At 60.4% G+C, this 15,987-nt stretch carries 17 protein-coding genes; 3 read left to right on the plus strand and 14 right to left on the minus strand.

The window, feature by feature from the left end:
• Positions 1-67: 67 nt before the first annotated feature.
• Genes phnK through phnF form a run of 6 tightly spaced genes read right to left on the minus strand, consistent with a single transcriptional unit; the run spans position 68 to position 4,469 of the window.
• Positions 68-826: a phosphonate C-P lyase system protein PhnK gene (gene phnK / locus EPE01S_RS00765; protein WP_062742666.1), complete on the minus strand. Its 759-nt coding sequence runs from the start codon at positions 824-826 to the stop codon at positions 68-70.
• Positions 823-1,665 carry an alpha-D-ribose 1-methylphosphonate 5-phosphate C-P-lyase PhnJ gene (locus EPE01S_RS00770; protein WP_062742667.1) on the minus strand — a complete coding sequence of 281 codons (843 nt, stop codon included), beginning with the start codon at positions 1,663-1,665 and terminating at the stop codon, positions 823-825. The genes phnK and EPE01S_RS00770 overlap by 4 nt, the downstream gene beginning before the upstream one ends.
• Positions 1,658-2,734, minus strand: coding sequence for a carbon-phosphorus lyase complex subunit (locus tag EPE01S_RS00775; protein WP_062742668.1), 1,077 nt, complete (start codon positions 2,732-2,734; stop codon positions 1,658-1,660). Before EPE01S_RS00775 ends, EPE01S_RS00770 begins: the two co-directional genes overlap by 8 nt.
• Positions 2,734-3,309, minus strand: a complete 576-nt coding sequence (gene phnH, locus EPE01S_RS00780) for a phosphonate C-P lyase system protein PhnH (protein WP_062742669.1) — start codon at positions 3,307-3,309, stop codon at positions 2,734-2,736. The genes EPE01S_RS00775 and phnH overlap by 1 nt, the downstream gene beginning before the upstream one ends.
• Complete coding sequence (gene phnG, locus EPE01S_RS00785) at positions 3,306-3,749, minus strand: phosphonate C-P lyase system protein PhnG (protein ID WP_062742670.1); 444 nt, start codon at positions 3,747-3,749, stop codon at positions 3,306-3,308. Before phnG ends, phnH begins: the two co-directional genes overlap by 4 nt.
• Positions 3,750-4,469, minus strand: coding sequence for a phosphonate metabolism transcriptional regulator PhnF (phnF, locus tag EPE01S_RS00790; protein WP_062743079.1), 720 nt, complete (start codon positions 4,467-4,469; stop codon positions 3,750-3,752).
• Between the two features lie 183 nt (positions 4,470-4,652).
• Between phnF and EPE01S_RS00795 the strand changes: the two genes are divergently transcribed.
• The 3 genes from EPE01S_RS00795 to EPE01S_RS00805 all read left to right on the plus strand — a co-directional run bounded on the left by EPE01S_RS00795 (position 4,653) and on the right by EPE01S_RS00805 (position 7,317).
• Positions 4,653-5,330 (plus strand): LuxR family transcriptional regulator, encoded by a 678-nt coding sequence (locus EPE01S_RS00795; RefSeq protein WP_062742671.1) that lies wholly within the window; start codon positions 4,653-4,655, stop codon positions 5,328-5,330.
• A 68-nt stretch (positions 5,331-5,398) separates the two neighbouring features.
• A complete protein-coding gene (locus EPE01S_RS00800) occupies positions 5,399-6,574 on the plus strand; it encodes an MFS transporter (protein WP_062742672.1) in 1,176 nt (391 codons plus the stop codon).
• A gap of 83 nt (positions 6,575-6,657) precedes the next feature.
• Positions 6,658-7,317, plus strand: coding sequence for an O-methyltransferase (locus EPE01S_RS00805; RefSeq protein ID WP_062742673.1), 660 nt, complete (start codon positions 6,658-6,660; stop codon positions 7,315-7,317).
• Positions 7,318-7,319: 2 nt separating this feature from the next.
• On the opposite strand, the gene EPE01S_RS00810 is transcribed toward EPE01S_RS00805, so the two are convergent.
• The 8 genes from EPE01S_RS00810 to EPE01S_RS00845 all read right to left on the minus strand — a co-directional run bounded on the left by EPE01S_RS00810 (position 7,320) and on the right by EPE01S_RS00845 (position 15,983).
• Positions 7,320-7,652, minus strand: coding sequence for a hypothetical protein (locus EPE01S_RS00810; protein ID WP_255210128.1), 333 nt, complete (start codon positions 7,650-7,652; stop codon positions 7,320-7,322).
• Positions 7,652-7,843, minus strand: a complete 192-nt coding sequence (locus EPE01S_RS00815; RefSeq protein ID WP_062742674.1) for a hypothetical protein — start codon at positions 7,841-7,843, stop codon at positions 7,652-7,654. Before EPE01S_RS00815 ends, EPE01S_RS00810 begins: the two co-directional genes overlap by 1 nt.
• A 158-nt stretch (positions 7,844-8,001) precedes the next feature.
• On the minus strand, positions 8,002-9,981 hold the full coding sequence (locus EPE01S_RS00820; RefSeq protein ID WP_062742675.1) for a hydantoinase B/oxoprolinase family protein: 1,980 nt from the start codon (positions 9,979-9,981) through the stop codon (positions 8,002-8,004).
• Positions 9,971-12,031 (minus strand): hydantoinase/oxoprolinase family protein, encoded by a 2,061-nt coding sequence (locus EPE01S_RS00825; RefSeq protein WP_062742676.1) that lies wholly within the window; start codon positions 12,029-12,031, stop codon positions 9,971-9,973. Before EPE01S_RS00825 ends, EPE01S_RS00820 begins: the two co-directional genes overlap by 11 nt.
• On the minus strand, positions 12,028-12,498 hold the full coding sequence (locus EPE01S_RS00830) for a GNAT family N-acetyltransferase (RefSeq protein ID WP_062742677.1): 471 nt from the start codon (positions 12,496-12,498) through the stop codon (positions 12,028-12,030). Before EPE01S_RS00830 ends, EPE01S_RS00825 begins: the two co-directional genes overlap by 4 nt.
• Before the next feature lie 264 nt (positions 12,499-12,762).
• Entirely contained in the window at positions 12,763-13,269 is a 507-nt protein-coding gene (locus tag EPE01S_RS00835) for an Lrp/AsnC family transcriptional regulator (protein ID WP_062742678.1), read from the minus strand.
• A 131-nt stretch (positions 13,270-13,400) separates the two neighbouring features.
• Positions 13,401-14,717, minus strand: coding sequence for a 4-aminobutyrate--2-oxoglutarate transaminase (gene gabT / locus EPE01S_RS00840; RefSeq protein ID WP_062742679.1), 1,317 nt, complete (start codon positions 14,715-14,717; stop codon positions 13,401-13,403).
• A gap of 138 nt (positions 14,718-14,855) precedes the next feature.
• Positions 14,856-15,983: a M20 aminoacylase family protein gene (locus EPE01S_RS00845; protein WP_255210129.1), complete on the minus strand. Its 1,128-nt coding sequence runs from the start codon at positions 15,981-15,983 to the stop codon at positions 14,856-14,858.
• Positions 15,984-15,987: the final 4 nt, after the last annotated feature.

Consider the following 15,987-nt stretch of genomic DNA (forward strand, 5'->3'; position numbering starts at 1 on the left):
ACCACAAAAGGTCACCTCGTCTCCGTCGTGGCCGAGCCGCTTTTCCGGTCGGCCAGCAACGCCGGATTCAGACAATCGATGACACCAGCAGCTGGGTGTACGGATGGTGCGGGTCGTCCAGCACCCGGTCGGTGAGTCCGCTCTCGACCACCCTGCCCTCTTTCATTACCAGCAGCCGGTGGGCCAGCAGGCGGGCGACGCCGAGATCGTGAGTGACAATCACCACCGCCAGATTCAGGTCGCGCACCAGGCTGCGCAGCAGATCCAGCAGGCGCGCCTGTACCGACACGTCCAGCCCGCCGGTGGGCTCGTCCATAAACACCAGCGTGGGGTGAGTCACCAGATTGCGGGCAATTTGCAGCCGCTGCTGCATACCGCCGGAGAAGGTGCCCGGCAGGTCGTCAATGCGCGACAGCGGGATCTCCACGTCCTGTAGCCACTGGCCGGCGGTTTCGCGGATCTGCCCGTAATGCCGCTGGCCGACCGCCATCAGCCGCTCACCGATGTTACCCCCGGCAGACACCTGCGCCCGCAGGCCGTCCATGGGATACTGATGCACCACGCCCCACTCGGTGCGCAGCAGGCGGCGGCGGTCGCTTTCGCTGAGGGCATAGAGATCCTGACCCTGATAGATAATCTCACCGTGCTGTGGCGCCAGGCGCGCAGAAATCGACTTCAGCAGCGTGGTTTTACCGGAGCCGGACTCGCCGACAATACCCAGCACCTCACCGGGATACAGCTCGAAAGAGACATCGCTGAACCCTTTGCCCGGGGCATAAAGATGGGTTAGCTGACTGACCGCCAGCAGGGGGGACTCGCGCTTCATGATAGTGTCTCTTGTTGCTGATGGCAGTAGTCGGTGTCGGAACAGACAAACAGGCGGGAGCCGGCGTCATCAAGCACCACTTCATCCAGATAGCTGTCGCGTGACCCGCACAGCGCACAGGGGTGATCCCACTGCTGTACCGTGAAGGGATGGTCGTCAAAGTCGAGACTTTCCACTTTGGTATAAGGCGGCAGCGCGTAAATCCGCTTTTCACGCCCGGCACCAAACAGCTGCAATGCGGGCATCATGTCCATTTTCGGATTATCAAATTTTGGGATCGGTGACGGGTCCATCACGTAACGGTCGTTGACCTTTACCGGGTAGGCATAAGTGGTGGCGATATGGCCGTAGCGGGCAATATCTTCATACAGTTTGACCTGCATGATGCCGTACTCCTCCAGCGCGTGCATGGTGCGGGTTTCGGTTTCCCGCGGCTCAATAAAGCGCAGCGGCTCCGGGATCGGCACCTGGTAAATCAGGATCTGGTCTTCACTCAGCGGCGTTTCAGGAATGCGGTGCCGGGTCTGGATCAGCGTGGCATCCACCGTCCGCTCGGTGGTGGCCGCCCCGCTGACGCGCTGGAAGAAGCGGCGGATAGAGACCGCATTAGTGGTGTCATCCGCCCCCTGGTCGATCACCTTCAGCACGTCATGTTCGCCGATCACGCTGGCCGTCAGCTGAATACCGCCGGTGCCCCAGCCGTAGGGCATCGGCATCTCGCGGCCGCCAAAGGGTACCTGATAGCCGGGAATGGCGACGGCTTTCAGGATGGCGCGACGGATGGTGCGTTTACTCTGTTCATCAAGATAGCCGGGGTTATAACCGCTCAGTTCAGTCACGGTGCGCCTCCTGGTATTCCGCCCGCAGGCGTTTCAGCAGCTCCAGTTCAGCCTGGAAATCCACGTAATGGGGCAGCTTCAGGTGTGAGACAAATCCCGCCGCTTCCACGTTATCCGCATGCGAGAGGACAAACTCTTCGTCCTGCGCCGGGCTGGTTATCCGTTCACCGTGCTCCTCCGTCTGCAGGGCGCGATCCACCAGCGCCATCGCCATCGCTTTCCGTTCCGCACGACCAAACACCAGCCCGTAACCGCGGGTAAAGTGCGGCGCATCCTCTTCCGGCGTGGTAAAGCCATTGACCATTTCGCACTCGGTCAGCATCACTTCACCAATGTCCAGCGGAAAGCCCAGCTCTTCCGGGACAATGTCGACCGTGACCCATCCGGTGCGGATCTCCCCGGCAAAGGGATGGGTGCGCCCGTATCCGCGCTGCGTGGAGTACCCCAGCGCCAGCAGAAAGCCTTCATCGCCACGCACCAGCTGCTGCAGGCGCGCCGATCGCGGCATCGGGTAGGCGGGTGCATCGCGGGTGATATCCAGCGGCTCACTGCCGTCATCTTCTTCACGCCGGGCCAGCCCTTCCCGTGTCATCAGATCAAACATATGCGGGCACTCTGCCGCCAGCGGCTGCTCCGCACGCGGCGTCACCGGAGTCTTGCCTTCGGCCAGCAGGGTGAAATCCAGCAGGCGATGCGTGTAGTCAAAGGTCGGCCCGAGCAGCTGTCCGCCGGGCAGATCTTTATACACCGCCGAGATACGGCGCTCGACGCGCATCGCCCCGCTGTCCAGCGGCAGGCTGTCAGCCAGACGCGGCAGCGTGGTGCGGTAGGCGCGCAGGAGAAAAATCGCTTCGACCAGGTCGCCGGCGGCCTGTTTGATCGCCAGCGCTGCCAGTTCGCGGTCATGAATGCCGCCTTCGGTCATCACGCGATCCACCGCCAGCCCCAGCTGCTGTTCAATCTGCGTACAGGACAGCTCCGGCTGATCGCTGTCTCCCCGGCGCAGGCTCTCCTGCAGCTGATGGGCGGCGGCAATGGCCTTCTCGCCCCCTTTCACGGCGACATACATCAGCAGACCTCCACATCGGTGCTGCGCGGCAGCGCCATCATGTTTTCACCACAGGTAAAGATCAGATCAATACCCTGCGGGAAACGGTGGTGCCGTTCGCGCAGGTAGTGGAGCACGCTGTCGGGGAGCTGTGGAGCAATGGCCCGACGCTCCTGCAGGCCCGGACCGCGCAGGCGCAGCGTCAGGCCGCCGCTGAGGGCCGGTACATCAATAATCAACGTGCTGCTTTTTTCCGGTGACACATTGTCACCGGGGGAAAAACGATCGATGCTGATGCCGGATCGGGCGTGCAGCAGGGCAAACGGTGCATCCGGGCTGTCGGTCACCGGCGCGCCGGTATGAAAACGCAGGTTGCTCAACAGCGCGTCGTCACGCAGGGCAGCGTCAATCCACAGCGGGGTTTCACGATCCACCAGGGTCATCATCACTGCGGTAGCCGCACAGGAGGCGTTGCCCCAGGCGGGCAGCGCAGGCAGGGACACCATCACACCCGGCTCACTCATTGCTTTCAGAATACGGCGAAAGGCACGCTGCGCATCCGCCACGGGATGGCTAAAACTGGCCAGTAATGTCATGCGTTGTCTCCCCGGACAAGGGTAAAGAAATCGACCCGGCTGCTGGCAACTTCCCGTGAGCGCAGCGCACGCTGCTCGTCACGCAGCGCCGCCAGCGGCACGATGATCTGCTGATGTAAGTGCTGTGTGCTGTCGTCCTGCAACAGGGCGTCGAGCAGCGCACAGCGTTCGGCGTGGGCTTTATCCCGCCCGAGAAGATAGCTGTAACCGCACACGCCGTTTTCAAGGCGAACCACGGCGCGCGTGACGGTGGTATCCCCAAGGATAAAGCGGCGACCGGTGCCGCCCATGCGCGCCTGCAGGCGGGTGAGGCCCGTTTCCGGCGCGCGCAGTAGCTGGTACGCCGGCTGTAAATCCGCAGGCCAGTGCGCCAGCAGCTGCTGCGGCTGACTGTGGGCCAGCACCGATAGCCAGTGCTGACGTGCCTTATGTGCTTCCATTTAATGCTCCAGCGTCAGTTCAATCATGTCGGCACGCGTCAGGCTGACGGAGTACTCCGCCATGCTGCCGCTGTCGGTACAGGTGTTCAGAGTGCGAACAGAGAGCAGCGGCGCGTGCAGGGAAACCTGTAGCAGGCTGCTCTCTTTTGCCTGCGCCCGGCGCGCGGTGATCCGCGTCTGCTTACGCGTCAGCCCGGCGGTGAGATGCAGGCGGATAAAGTCATGCAGCGAGCCGTGACTGAACTGCTGCAGCTGCTGCCACCAGCTCAGGTCCGGCAGATAATGGTTAATCACGCAGACCGGCACGCCGTTCACCCGGCGCAGCGTACGCAGATGGATCACCGTATCGCCCTCGTGAATGCCCAGCGCCGTCGCCACTTCAGCATTACAGGGGCGCAGCACCGCCAGCAGGCGTTCACTGGTCGGGTGGCTCCCCTGCTCCATCAGGTTCTGGCTGAAGCGTGCCTGCGCGTGCAGGGGATAGTTATAGGGCCGCATCAGCACCAGGATGCCCACCCCCTGGCGGCGCTGCACCAGCCCCTTGTCCACCAGCTCATCCACCGCCCGGCGCAGGGTGTGGCGGTTAACGGCATAGTTCGCCGCCAGCTGTTTTTCAGACGGCAGGTACTCGCCGCTGCGGTAGCGGCTGCGCAGCTCGTCTTCCAGCTGGGCCGCTATCGCCTGATACAAAGTGGTCGGATGTCTGGATAAGTTGAGCATAAAAAAAATCTCCACGGGACAAGGCCGGATAGCAGGGAAATTTGCGTTAAGTTCCCGGTGACTGATGGCAGTAACATTGAAGGGATTGTGTGACAGTGGGGTTAAGGCCAGATGAAGGTTTTTAAAACGCGCTGATAATGTGCGAGGATGGACGGCCATACCCCTGCCTGCCGGAGAGTCAGCGTGGAGCACGCCAGCGAACGTACCATCATTGCACAGACAGAAGCCTTACTCCGTCAGCGCCTGGCCCCGCTGGGAGACGTTGATTTTCTTTATCTGCGTCAGAACCGGCATGCCCCCGGTGACGCACTGGTCGTATCGAGCCACGCGGCAGACTGGGTGAGTGACTACAGCGAACGTCGCCGTTATCTGAAAGACCCGGTGGTGCTGGCGGCACTGCAGCGCATCTCTCCGTTTAACTGGCAGGACTGCGCACGGCCCAACGCCGGGCTGTGTGAGGCGGGTAACCGGTGCCAGCGGGTCAAAGGCTACACCTTCACCGTGCACGACCCGCAGCAGCAGATGTCACTGCTCAGCGTCATCCGCCGCCGCGATAATCTGACGTTTTCCCATGAGGTGATTTCCCGGCTGGCTGACCTGCAGATGCTGTTAGTGGCCCTGCATGAAAAAACAGCCCTCTGCTCCAGCCATCATCCGGCGCTTTCGGGGCGTGAACAGGAAGTGTTGCTGTGGAGCAGCCGGGGGAAAACCTACGGCGAGATTGCTGTCATCCTTGGTATTCAGCTCAGTACGGTGAAATTTCATATGGCTAACGCCACGCGAAAACTGGGCGTCAGCAACGGTAAACATGCCATCCGGCGCGCGCTGGAGCTCAACTCTCTGCCGCCCCCCCTCTACTAAAGGCTAGCTGGACGCAGCGGCCTCAGCCTCTACACTTGTTCTTCACTTATCGATTATCAGGAAACGTTATGTCGTCGTCTTCCGTCCGTCTCCCCGCAGCCGTGTATACGCTGGGGTTTGGTGTTTTTGCGCTGGTGACCAGCGAATTCCAGGTTGCCGCACTGATGAATATCATGAGCGCCGATCTGCATATCAGCCTGCCGATGACCGGTTATCTGATTACCCTGTACGCGCTGGCGATGGCGATAGGCGGGCCGCTGCTCGCGCTGGTGTTACTGAAGCATCCGCCGCGCCGCAGCCTGCTGATCCTGCTGGCGCTGTTTGTTGCCAGCCAGGCGCTGGGAGCGGTAGCGGGCAGCTATCTGCCGCTGGTGATTGCCCGTATCCTGACCGGGGCGGTGGCGGGTGCCTTTATCGGCTGCGCGGTGAGCACCGGCGTCAGGCTGGTACCGCAACAGCAGATCTCCGGTGCCATCACCGTCGTGCTGGGAGGGCTGATGATCGGCACCGTGCTTGGCCTGCCGCTGGCCAGTTTTATCGGCAATCTGGCAGGCTGGCGCGTCAGCTTCTGGTCAGTGGTGGTCATTGCCCTGCTCGCCCTGTGGCTAACCGCCAGAACCGTGCCTGCCACGCTGAAACCGGACGACATCAATCTGGCTGATGAACTGCGGGCGTTAAAAAACCCGACGCTGTGGCGTGCCTACAGCACCAGCCTGCTGATTATTGGCGCGACCTTCGCCGGTTTCAGCTACTTTACCCCTATCCTCAGCTCGCAGACCGGTTTCAGCCACGGCGAAGTGACCGTGCTGCTGCTGGTATACGGCATGGCCACCGTACTGGGCAATGCCGTGGTGGGAAGGCTTGCCGGGCGTTATGCACTGCCGGCGATCGCCACGGGTCTGCTGGCGCTGGCCTGCTGTTTTGCGCTGTTTGCCCGCTTTATTCATCTGCCGCCGGTCGCCATTGCATCGGTTGTCGGCGTCGGGCTGTTTGGCGTGACGATGAATCCGGCGATGGTGACGCGCGTGATGGCCGCTGCCGGTAACCGACAGCTGGTGAACACGCTGCACACCTCGATGATCACTTTCGGGCTGATGCTCGGGTCGCTGCTGGGCGGGCTGGGTATTGAGTACGGTTTCGGGCTGAGCGCGCCGCTGTGGATCGGAGCAGGTATGGCGCTGTGCGGGCTGTTAACGCTGATCCCGGATCTGAAAACCACCCGGTCACAGGCCTGTACAGAGTAAACCCTGTGCTGATACCGCTTCTTTAACCCCAGGGGCTGACCTTCTTTTCAGGTCAGCCCACTCCCCCTTAGCAAGGAGAAATCATGAATCAACAACGCTGGACAGAGGTCGATAATTATCTGACAGAACAGCTGGTGCCACAGGATGAGGCACTGCTGGCCGCGCTGGAAAACAATCAGGCCGCGGGCTTACCGGCCATTGATGTGGCCCCGAATCAGGGCAAATTGCTCAACCTGCTGGCAAAAATGACCGGGGCGAAACGCATACTGGAAATCGGCACGCTTGGCGGCTACAGCACGCTGTGGCTGGCGCGTGCGCTGCCCGATGGCGGCAAAGTGATCACCCTGGAATATGAACCCCACCACGCGGAGATCGCCGCGCAGAATATCCGCCGCGCCGGGCTGGAACACAAGGTCACCCTGCGCGTCGGCGCCGCACTGGATACCCTGCCGACGCTGGCTGACGCCGCGCCGTTTGATATGATCTTTATTGATGCTGATAAACGTAATAACCCGGCCTACCTGGAGTGGGCGATCCGCTATTCACGCCCGGGCACGCTGATTATTGGCGATAACGTGGTGCGCAATGGGCACGTCGCTGACGGCGATACCAGCGACTGGAATATTCAGGGGATACGGGACTTTCTGACCATGATGGGCAGCGATCCCCGCCTTGACGCGACCGCGATACAAACCGTGGGGGCAAAAGGCTGGGACGGCTTCTCGCTGGCGCTGGTGAAATAATTTCACCCTGGCTCGTGAGGGCCGGGGGCGATATTGGCCAGTGAAACCATAATGCCACACAGGGAAGTACAAATAAGGGGAAAAATAAACGCCTCAGAGTGACGCAAGGGATTATTCAGGTCCAGCGCCACAACCAAAAAAAACAAACTCGATGCAAAGGTCGCGCCAGAAAATACCTGATGTAATTTATATTGCAGCTTGTGTAATGAAAATGGCGGCGTATGCGTTGACCGCCAGTCCCAGATAAGGTGAATCATCAGATAGAGGGTACAAACAGAAAAATAGAAATAGACCAGCTGCTGACTATCCTGTGGGAAGAACGAACAGAAGCGCATCAACTTGCGCGCCAGACGGCGAACAGGTACAAAGCACTGAGCAGGGTTCCTCCTGTCACCACACCACAGTTGATGACATAAGGCGTGAGTGTAATAGCCGGAAATAACAGGGGGACAAATCCCGAAAGTGCCAATCCCCAGCCACCCCCACCTATTATCGCATGCATTAACGTTTTAAGACTGAAATCCATTTTCCACCTCCATAACTTATTCCATTAATAAAGTAAACCCTCCTGAGTACGCCAAAAATATTACCGAAAACAAAAACAAAGATCATCACAAAATAATAAAGCAGCCGCCCTTAAATCCCGTTTTTCGGGATGGATCGCAGAATTCAAGGGGGCAGAACTTATTCCCCGCTCAGTGCCGGAAAACGCTGTTTCAGCCCGCTAAACAGAGCGGACATCTGCGCTTCCAGCGGCAGGTCCGCCCCCTCGCCCGCGTTTACCGCCGCAAACACCTGGTGCTTGAGAAAATGACGCCAGACCACCGGCTGCCGGGCGAGAAACACCGTTAACAGCTGATAGCGTTCCGGTGTCCACAGGGCTTCAAAGGTGCGCCGGGCGTCCCCCACGTCGAAGTGCTCGCCAGTCCCCGCCGGCATTGCCGCACGCAGGCGCGCCGTCCCGACGTCGTCAATCTCTCCGCACTGCAGCGCCACGCCGTACTGCTCACGAGCCGCCTGCTCCGTCAGGAAGCCGCACTGTACATCCTGCAGTACCGCCTGCGCGCGGCGGTTTTTCGCCAGCCCGTAGCCGCCGGCACCCGGGCCTTTGATCGCCACCACGTCACCCGGCCCGCAGTGGATCACATCGGTGTTCCCGTGCTCCGTCACGCGGCCATCGGCATGTTCGGTGCGAAACCACGAGGTGCTGCCCGCCTGCCCGCCCGCCGCCCCGGCGGAGGAGAAGACCGAGCGATTGCGGTTGCGGGCTGTAATGGTGGTATTGGGGGCAAACACCTCAAACGCCATTTCGGTGGCCAGCCCGCCGCGATACTCCCCGGCACCTGCGCTGTCGGTCGCCAGACCATAGCGCAGGAACCGCACCGGGACCTCCGCTTCGTTGATCTCTATTGGCGTATTCTTCAGGAACGCCGACAGGCCGCCGGAACCGTCCGGGCCGTCGTGTTTCGGCGTACCGCCCGCCCCGCCCCCTACCGGGCCGAGGGAGGCCACCACGCTGCGGTTCTGGCCATCAACGGTGCGGATATTGATGATGGAATTCCCCCCCGGGGAGTTGGCCGGCAGCCGATCCGGCATGGCCAGGGAAAACGCGCCCACGGTAGCAATCTGCGACATGGCACAGGTCAGGGAGCGCATGCCTACGGCCGCTGGCGCTTCACAGTTCATAATGGTGCCCGGCGGCAAAATCGCCCGCGTCGGGCGCAGCGTCCCGGCGTTCAGCAGCAGGGAACGATCCAGCGTCGACAGGACGTACGTCACCCCCACCAGCGCCAGCGGGTGACGTTCCCGCCCCCCGGTCGGCATATTGAGGGAGGACATCAGCTGCGGATCGCTGCCGGTATAGTCCAGCACCAGGCTGTCGCCTTTCACCCGCAGCGTGACGGCGATACGGCAGGGATAACCGCCCTCGCCATCTTCGTCCGCGTAATCGGCATAGAAATACTCCCCGTCAGGAATGGTGCTGATAATGCCGCGCGCCTGCTGCTCGGCGTAGTCGAGGATCCCCTCAACCCCGGTCAGGAAGTCCTCAATACCAAAGCGGGCGATAATCTCCTGCACTTTGCGTTCGCCAATATTTACCGACGCAATCTGGGCATTAAAGTCTCCCCAGTTCTGATCGGGCGCACGAACGTTCAGCCGCATAATGCGCGCCACCTCTTCGTTCAGCACGCCTCCGCTGATGATCTTCAGCGGCGGGATGCGGATGCCTTCCTGCACAATCTCCGTCAGCGAGCGCGACAGCGAGGCCGGTACCGCTCCCCCCACATCGGTGTTATGGATGTGCCCCACCACAAAACAGGTGATTTCGCCGTCGTGGAACACCGGTTTCCAGATATGAATATCCGGTGAATGGGTGGCCACGTTACCTGCATACGAATCGTTGGTGATGCAGATATCGCCTTCCTGATAGCCGTCAATCAGCGCCAGCACCGGGCCATAATCAATGCCGCTGTACCAGGGCGCACCAAAGCTGCGCGGCGACGCAAAGGCCATCCCGTCACGGCTGACAATCTGACAGGAAAAATCTTCCGTCTCTTTGACAAAGGTGGAGTGCGCGGTACGCATCAGCGTAAATGCCATGGCATCGGCGGCGGCCGCGCAGTAGTTGGCGAGAATTTGCAGGTTACGTCCATCAATGGCCATGATGTGCTCCGGTTAGCGGGGTAATAATCAGGTTGCCGTAGTGGTCAACATCGACCTGCATCTGCGGCGGAACGCAGGTGGTGCAGTCATCCTGGGCAATAATCACCGGCCCGGTCAGCTGGTGTCCGGCGCGCAGCGCACTGCGGGCAACAACATCCAGCTGCCACCAGCGCCCGTCAATCCAGGCTTCAACCTGTTGCTGCACCGGAACCGGTCCGTCTGCCTCAGGCAGCGTGGTCAGGCGTGGTTTTGGCGTCGGGGAGGAGAGCACCAGCCGCAGGTTGATAAGTTGTACCGGTGCCTGCGCATCGTGATGGCCAAACAGACGGGTGTGATGAGCATCGAAGGCGCTGCGGATTGCCTGCAGGTCCCCTTCGAGCAGCCAGCATCGCTGCAGGACAACATCGATTTCAAACGACTGTCCGCGATAGCGCATATCTGCCGAGAAACTGAGTTCGTACGGCAGATCGGCACCATATTCCCGTGCCAGCCAGCCTTCCGCTTCATCACTGAGCTGCTGCGCACTCTGCTGCAGGCGGTCGCTGACCACCGGGGTCAGGTCGCAGTAGAGCGTGCGGATAAAGTCATTTTTGATATCGGCCACCAGGCCACCCAGCGCCGAAAGCACGCCTGGCGTGGGGGGCACCACCACGCCTTTCAGCTTCAGCTCACGCGCCAGGAAGCAGCCCATCATGGGCCCGGCACCGCCGAACGCCAGGAAGTAAAATTCGCGTGGATCCAGACCAAAGCGCGAGATCAGCCCGCTGGTGTCGCTGTACATGCTGGAGATCGCCAGCGCGATAATATTTTCGGCCGTTTCCTCAATGCTGATCCCCAGCGGGCCAGCCAGTTTCCCGACCGCCGCACGCGCCCCGACGACATCCACCTGCACCGCGTTGTAACCGAGGTCGCCATGCCCGATCAGACCACAGGCCGCAAAGGCATCCGTGGCGGTCGCTTCGGTACCGCCACGGCGGAAGCAGACCGGCCCCGGCAGCGATCCGGCGCTGTCCGGGCCGACCTGCAACACCCCCAGACTGTCTATCCAGGCAATCGATCCGCCGCCCTGTCCCACCGAGGTGACAGAGACGGACGGAATATAGATCGGGAAATCACCGATAATTTCGCCGTTACCGTATTCCGGACGACCGTCGATGATCACCGCCACATCCGCGCTGGTGCCGCCGATATCCAGACTGAGCAGGCGGTCAAAACCGCAGCTTTCAGCGATATAGCTGGCGCCCATCACCCCGGACGCCGTGCCGGACAGCACCATCTGCACACACTCGGCTTTTGCCTGCGCCAGACCCATCACCCCGCCGTTAGATTTGGTGATACGCGGCGGTACCGGTACCCCCATCGCTTTCAGCGCCTGCTCGAAGGCATCCAGGTACTGGATCACCTTCGGCTGCACGTAAGCGTTCATCACCGCGGTGATGGTGCGTTCATATTCGCGGATGATCGGCCAGATCTCCGCCGAACAGGAGGTCAGCAGGTCAGGGGCGATTTCAGCGACGATCTCGCGCACCTGCGCTTCATTGCTGCCGTTGCGATAGCTGTGCAGAAGTGAGACGACAATGCCCTCGCAGCCCGCCGCGCGCGCCGCCTCCACCGCATCAATGACGCTCTGGCGATCGACCGCCTGCAGCACGTTGCCGTCGCGGTCGCTGCGCTCCCTGATGGCGAAAACGCGGTCGCGGGCGATCAGCGGAGCCGGGCGGCGTGAAAACAGATCGTGAATATGCGGAATTTTGAGCCGCGCCAGTTCCAGCACATCACAGAACCCTTCCGTGGCAAACAGCGCCAGCTTTACCCCCTTGCGCTGGATCACTGCATTAACGCCGACCGTCGTGCCGTGGGTAAAGTAATGGATGTCGGCAGGATCAATCCCATCGCGCTGCGCAAACTGCGCCAGCCCGGTGGTGATCTCGCTGCCGGGGCTGTCCGGGCGTGACAGGACTTTCAGGGTACGGATGCTGTTATCACGCTCGTCCAGCAGCGCAAAATCCGTGAACGATCCGCCAATATCGACGCCAACGCGGTAGCTCATGGGGTGTTGTCCTCTGGTGGGGTGGGAATAAATTCCATCAATCGCTGTGGCTGTGCCACGGGCTGCCAGCCCGCCCGACGGTAGACGTCGTGAGCATCGTCGGTGGCCAGCATCCAGCGTTTTATCGTGTGCAGTTCGGGATGGGTGAGCACGGTGGCGGCAAACCAGCGGCCGAGCCCTTTGCCGCGATGGGCATCATCAATCATCACGTCGCTGAGGTAAGCAAAGCGGCTGTAATCGGTGATCAGGCGACCAAATCCGACCTGCTGCTGGCGGTAATAAAGACCGAAGGGCATGGATGCGGCGAGAGATCGTTCGGTGGTTGCCAGCGACTGCCCGGCAGCCCAGTAGCTTTTTTCAGACAGCTGGGCATGCACCCACGCGATATCCAGTTTGTGGGTATCGCTGCTTAACAGATATTCATCGCGCTGCCATTCGGCAACCACGGGGACAACCGGCTTGAGCATAGGAACTCCTGGCTCTTTTTTAGCGGATAAAAAGAGTGTAAGCCCTTTAGCAGGCGCAGTTTTTTGGTTGTTCGGGGTCAGTACGGCGTTTTGTGGGGAATTGCGGGCGGGCGGGAAAATATTCTGCCGGAAGCGGGAAGCCCGCGAGCCAGGCATGGTGCTGTCGCGGGCGCGCGGCGCGCCCCTGACGTTAACCCGGACAATCGTACAAATCCTCGCCACGGGTTGACCGAAAAAAAGGGCCAGCCCGGGCGTGAAATGGGATTAAAACTCGACCTGGGTGTGGCGGGTAATCAGCGACCTCAGCGGCACACTGCTTTTCATGATGGGGGACTTGATCACGATATAACTGAAGTACTTATCAATGCCCACTTTGGCATCGAGCAGCCCTTCAATCACTTCCTGATAGTGTTCAATACTGCGGGTAATAAAGCGCAGCAGATAGTCATAACCCCCGGTGATCAGATGGCACTCCATCAGCTCATCCACTTCGCGGATCGCATTCTCAAACTTCAGGAAATCTTCGCGGCGATGCCCGGACAGGGTCACTTCGGTGAACACCGTGACGGAATCGGTGATTTTCGTCAGATTGATATGCGCCTCATAACCGGTGATAAAACCCGCGGTTTCCAGGCGCTTGACGCGTTGCAGACAGGGGCTGGGCGAAAGCCCAACGGCATCGGCCAGGTTCACATTGCTGATACGGCCATCTTTCTGGAGCTGAACCAGAATGTTAATGTCGATACGGTCCAGTTTCATTAAGCCGTTCATAAGACCCCTCATTGGTTCACGTCACCCAACTGGTATAGCACGCTTAATCACTGAGACGCCAGTATTTTAACATCGCGTGCTATCCGGGCGTAATTATCAATAAATGTAATAATATCAATGAGGAAGAATTATCAGCCTAAACGCCCCGTGGCGCGTGCCAGGGCGATATCAAAGATATGCAGAGCCTCTTCCAGCTGCGAATCACTGGTCACCAGCGGTGCCAGGAAGCGCACGGTATTGCGGTGCAGGCCACACTTGATCAGCAACAGTCCTTCCTGGCAGGCGCTGTCGAGGATCTTCTGCGTCAGCGCGGCATCGGGCTTTTTGCTTTCAAAATCAATTATCTCCACCGCCTGCATAAAGCCAATGCCACGCACTTCCCCAATGCAGGCATATTTTTCTGCCAGCTGATGCAGACGCGCATTCATCTGCTGGCCGAGCTGATTCGACCGCGCCAGCAGATCGCCCTGCTCAAACAGATCGAGTACCGCCAGCGCCGCCGCACAGCCCAGTGCGTTACCGCCATAGGTGCCGCCCAGCCCGCCCGGCGCTGGCGCATCCATAATTGCTGCTTTGCCGACCACGCCAGAAATCGGCAGGCCGCCGCCGAGGCTTTTTGCCACGGTGACCAGATCCGGCACGATGCCGCTGTGCTGGAAGCCAAACATCCTGCCGGTACGGCCAAAGCCGGTCTGCACTTCGTCGCAGATCAGCAGAATACCGTGACGCTGGGTGATCTCGCGCAGCGCCTGCATAAAGGCCGGCGACGCCGCCAGGAAGCCACCGTCACCCTGTACCGGCTCGATGATGATCGCCGCGACACGCTCAGGGAGGATCTGCACGGCGAACAGCGTCTCCAGCGCGTTGAGGCAGTCCTGTTCGGACACGTGATGGAAGGCGTTAGGGAACGGGACGCGGTAAATATCCCCCGGGAACGGCCCAAAGTTCTGCTTATAGGGCTGGCTCATTCCGGTTAAGGTCACGCCTAATAGGGTACGCCCGTGAAACGCACCGTCAAAAGCGATGATGCCAGGACGGCCGGTGTGCGCGCGGGCAATTTTCACCGCATTTTCTACCGCTTCAGCCCCGCTGGTGAAAAACACACTTTTAAATTCTTCACCGGCACCAATCAGCGCATTCAGACGCCGGGCCAGCTCGATATAACCCGGATAAGCGGCTACCTGAAAACAGGCATGAGATACCCGCTGCAGCTGCGCGGTGACAGCATTCACCACGGCAGGATGGTTATGGCCCACGTTTAATACGCCAATGCCGCCGACAAAATCTAAATAACGATTCCCTTCCACATCCCAGACTTCAGAACCTTTGCCTTTGGCAATCACAATCGGGTGTGCGGTGACTACGCCACGGGGAACATTTTCTGCACGCGCGTCCAGAAACAGGGCGTTATCAGAGAATGTCTGCTGTTCAGCCAGTAAATTGTGCATTGATTTGCCTCATTGACGTCAAGATGAATAGTTGCCCTGAGCGGGCATGGGTCAAGTATCGCAATAAGCCGTCAGGGAAAGCTGCCGTTCGACGGGCGGCGGCAGCATTAACTTTCGTAATTCGTCCCAAACGTTGAATTAAATTTTTACCGGCAGGGATTCCTGCACCACCGCGCAGAACCAGCGGATGCCGTAGGGGATCAGCGCATCGTTAAAGTCATATTCCGAGTGATGCAGCGGACGACTTTCCGCCGACCCCAGCCAGACATAGGCCCCGGGTGTGGCCTGCAACATAAAGGAGAAGTCTTCCGAGGTCATTGCCGGTTTGGGCGCGGGTCCGTGCTCCAGTCCGGCGCGGCGCGCGGCGTTCAGCGCCACCCGGGCTTCATGCTGACCGTTGATGGTCGCCGGATAGTAGCGATCGTAGGTCACCCGCGCCGTCAGCCCGTGCGACGCCGTGACATGCTGCGCCAGTTCGCGCATGCGCTGTTCAATCCGATCCTGCACGCCAGCATCAAACGTGCGTACCGTCCCGCTCAGGGTCGCCTGCGCCGGGATCATATTATGGGAGAAGCCGCCGTTGATGCGCGTCACCGTCAGCACGGCGGGATCGCACGGGTCCAGATCGCGGCTGACAATCGTATGCAGCGCCACCACCAGTTCACTGGTGGCCAGCAGCGTATCGGCGGTCAGCTGCGGCTGAGCGGCATGGCCGCCGCCGCCCTCCACGGTGATACTGAAGGCATCGCCGGCGGCCATAATCGGCCCTGGCCGGGTCTGCACCGTGCCCAGCGGCAGCTGCGGCCAGTTATGAATGGCATAGACCGCGTCACAGGGAAAGCGGGTAAACAGGCCGTCGTCGATCATCGCCTGCGCCCCGGCCAGCCCCTCCTCCGCCGGCTGGAAGATAAAACAGACCGTACCGTCAAAGCTGCTCTCCGCCGCCAGCGCCTGAGCGGCCCCCAGCAGCATAACGGTGTGGCCGTCATGCCCGCAGGCGTGGCAGACATCGGGCTGACGGCTCTTCCACGGCTGACTGCCGTTATCGGCCATCGGCAACGCGTCCATATCGGCGCGCAGGCCAACCGTACGCGTGCTGCTGCCGCGCTTCAGGACGCCGACCACGCCGGTTTTACCGATGCCCTGATGAACCTCCAGCCCCAGGCGGGTGAGAAACTCAACCACCAGCGCGCTGGTGCGGTGCTCCTGATAACCCAGTTCGGGGTGCTGATGAATATCGCGCCGGAGCGCCACTAATGCGGCCAGATCC

This window comes from Erwinia persicina NBRC 102418 (assembly GCF_001571305.1).
Classification (GTDB): domain Bacteria; phylum Pseudomonadota; class Gammaproteobacteria; order Enterobacterales; family Enterobacteriaceae; genus Erwinia; species Erwinia persicina.